Raw genomic sequence first — 2,931 nt, 5'->3', positions numbered from 1 at the left:
ACTGTGCCCGGCGAAACCCGAGTGGCCGTCACTTCGGAGACGGCCAAGAAGCTTGTCGCGCAGGGGCACACTGTGCGCGTGCAGTCCGGCGCCGGCATCACTGCCTCGATCACCGACGCCGCCTTCCAGGCCGCCGGTGCCGAGATCACCGATGCCGCCGGCGCCTTCGCCTGCGAGCTCGTGCTCAAGGTGCGCTCGCCCTCCGACGAGGAGATTGCGCTCACGAAGCCCGGCACCGTGGTGGTGGGCATGCTCAACCCCTTCGATGCCGAGGGCCTGCAGAGGCTCGCGGCCGCCGGCCTCACCAGCTTTGCGCTGGAAGCCGCCCCCCGCACCACCCGCGCGCAGAGCATGGACGTGCTCTCCTCCCAGGCCAACATCGCCGGCTACAAGGCCGTCATGATCGCGGCCGACAGGTACCAGCGCTTCTTCCCCATGCTGATGACCGCCGCCGGCACCGTGAAGGCCGCGCGCGTCGTCATCCTGGGCGTCGGCGTGGCCGGCCTGCAGGCCATCGCCACCGCCAAACGCTTGGGCGCGGTGATCGAGGCCTCGGACGTGCGCCCCTCCGTCAAGGAGCAGGTCGAGTCGCTGGGGGCGAAGTTCATCGACGTGCCCTACGAGACCCAGGAAGAGAAGGAAGCCGCCGAAGGCGTAGGCGGCTACGCCCGTCCCATGCCCCAGAGCTGGCTCGATCGGCAGAAGGCCGAGGTCGCCAAGCGCGTGGCGCAGGCCGACGTCGTCATCACCACGGCGCTCATCCCCGGCCGGCCCGCCCCGGTGCTGGTCACCGAGGACATGGTCAAGTCCATGAAGCCCGGCTCCGTCATCGTCGACCTGGCGGCCCCGCAAGGCGGCAATTGCCCGCTGACCGAGCCGGGGCGTACCGTCATCAAGCATGGCGTCACCCTCGTGGGCGAGACCAACCTGCCCGCGCTCGTGGCCGCCGACGCCTCCTCGCTCTACGCACGCAACGTGCTCGACTTCCTCAAGCTCGTGCTCCCCAAGGAGGGCGGCTTCAAGATCGATCTCGAGGACGACATCGTCGCCGCCTGCCTGATGAGCAGGGACGGCCAAGTGACCCGCAAGTAAGAACGAGGAAGCAGCCCATGGACCCCGTCTCCCACACCGTCATCAACCTGATCATCTTCGTGCTGGCCATCTACGTGGGCTACCACGTGGTCTGGACCGTCACGCCCGCGCTGCACACGCCGCTGATGGCGGTGACCAACGCCATTTCGGCCATCGTCATCGTCGGCGCCATGCTGGCGGCCGCGCTCACCAGCACCTGGCTGGGCAAGGGCATGGGCGTGCTGGCCGTCGCGCTGGCTGCGGTCAACGTCTTCGGCGGCTTCCTGGTCACCCGGCGCATGCTGGAAATGTTCAGGAAGAAGGACAAGAAGGCCCAGGCACCTGCAGCTGCCAAGGCGGAGGGCCACTGACCATGTCGATGAACGTCGCCACGCTGCTGTACCTGATCGCCAGCATCTGCTTCATCCAGTCCCTCAAGGGCCTGAGCCACCCCACCACCTCGATCCGCGGCAACATCTTCGGCATGGTCGGCATGGGGATCGCCATCCTGACCACCGCGGCGCTGATCGTGCAGCTCTCCGGTGGTAAGGCGCAGGGCATGGCCTGGGTGCTGCTCGGGCTGGTGGTGGGCGGCGGCTATGGCGCCTATCGCGCAAAGACGGTCGAGATGACCCAGATGCCCGAACTGGTCGCCTTCTTCCACAGCATGATCGGCCTGGCGGCGGTCTTCATCGCGGTGGCCGCGGTGGTCGAGCCCTGGGCCTTCGGCATCACGCCGCCTCCGGTGGCGGCGGTGATCGGCGGCAACACGCCCGAAGGCGCGTTTGTCGTCGACGGGCTCGCGCGCTACGGCATTCCTGCCGGCAACCGGCTCGAGCTGTTCCTGGGCGCGGCCATCGGCGCCATCACCTTCAGCGGATCCGTCATCGCCTTCGGCAAGCTCTCGGGCAAGTACAAGTTCCGCCTGTTCCAGGGCGCGCCCGTGCAGTTCAAGGGCCAGCACATGCTCAACCTGGTGCTGGGGCTGCTGACCATCGGGCTCGGCCTGGTGTACATGGCCACCGAGAGCTGGACCGCCTTCTTCCTGATGCTGCTGCTGGCCTTCGTGATGGGCGTGCTGATCATCATCCCGATCGGCGGGGCGGACATGCCGGTGGTGGTGTCGATGCTCAACAGCTACTCGGGCTGGGCGGCCGCGGGCATCGGGTTCAGCCTGAACAACGCGATGCTGATCGTGGCGGGCTCGCTGGTGGGCAGCTCGGGCGCGATCCTGAGCTACATCATGTGCAAGGCGATGAACCGGTCGTTCTTCAACGTGATCCTGGGCGGCTTCGGCGGGGAGGCGGCGGCGGCCACGGGTGCGGCCCAGGAGCAGCGGCCGGTCAAGAGCGGCAGTGCGGACGATGCGGCCTACATGCTTTCCAACGCCGAGACCGTGATCATCGTGCCGGGCTACGGCCTGGCGGTGGCGCGGGCACAGCATGCGGTCAACGAGCTGGCGGAGAAGCTCACCCACAAGGGCGTGACCGTGAAGTACGCGATCCACCCGGTGGCAGGGCGCATGCCCGGCCACATGAACGTGCTGCTGGCCGAGGCCGAGGTGCCCTACGACCAGGTGTTCGAAATGGAAGACATCAACGGCGAGTTCGCGCAGGCCGACGTGGCGATCATCCTGGGCGCCAACGACGTGGTGAACCCTGCCGCGCTCACCAAGGGCACGCCGATCTACGGCATGCCGATCCTGGAGGCCTACAAGGCCAAGACGGTAATCGTGAACAAACGCTCGATGGCCGCGGGTTATGCCGGGCTGGACAACGAGCTGTTCTACATGGACAAGACCATGATGGTCTTCGGCGACGCGAAGAAGGTGGTCGAGGACATGGGCAAGGCAATCGAGTA

Annotated in this window: 3 protein-coding genes; all 3 read left to right on the top strand. The window is 67.1% G+C overall.

Annotated features, from left to right (window positions below):
• A partial coding sequence (locus tag ACMGEZ_RS29575; RefSeq protein WP_436825842.1) for a Re/Si-specific NAD(P)(+) transhydrogenase subunit alpha occupies positions 1–1,092 on the top strand: 1,092 nt, incomplete at its 5' end.
• 17 nt (positions 1,093–1,109) lie between these two features.
• Positions 1,110–1,442 (top strand): NAD(P) transhydrogenase subunit alpha part 2, encoded by a 333-nt coding sequence (locus tag ACMGEZ_RS29570; protein ID WP_436825841.1) that lies wholly within the window; start codon positions 1,110–1,112, stop codon positions 1,440–1,442.
• Positions 1,443–1,444: 2 nt separating this feature from the next.
• Positions 1,445–2,931, top strand: a 1,487-nt coding sequence (locus ACMGEZ_RS29565) for an NAD(P)(+) transhydrogenase (Re/Si-specific) subunit beta (protein ID WP_436825840.1), incomplete at its 3' end; no start/stop codon positions are given.

Origin of the sequence: Variovorax stachyos (genome assembly GCF_051400855.1) — a bacterium.
Lineage (GTDB): Bacteria > Pseudomonadota > Gammaproteobacteria > Burkholderiales > Burkholderiaceae_C > Variovorax.
The sequence above is the reverse complement of the archived record's forward strand: the minus strand, read 5'-3'. Positions and strand labels throughout refer to the sequence as shown.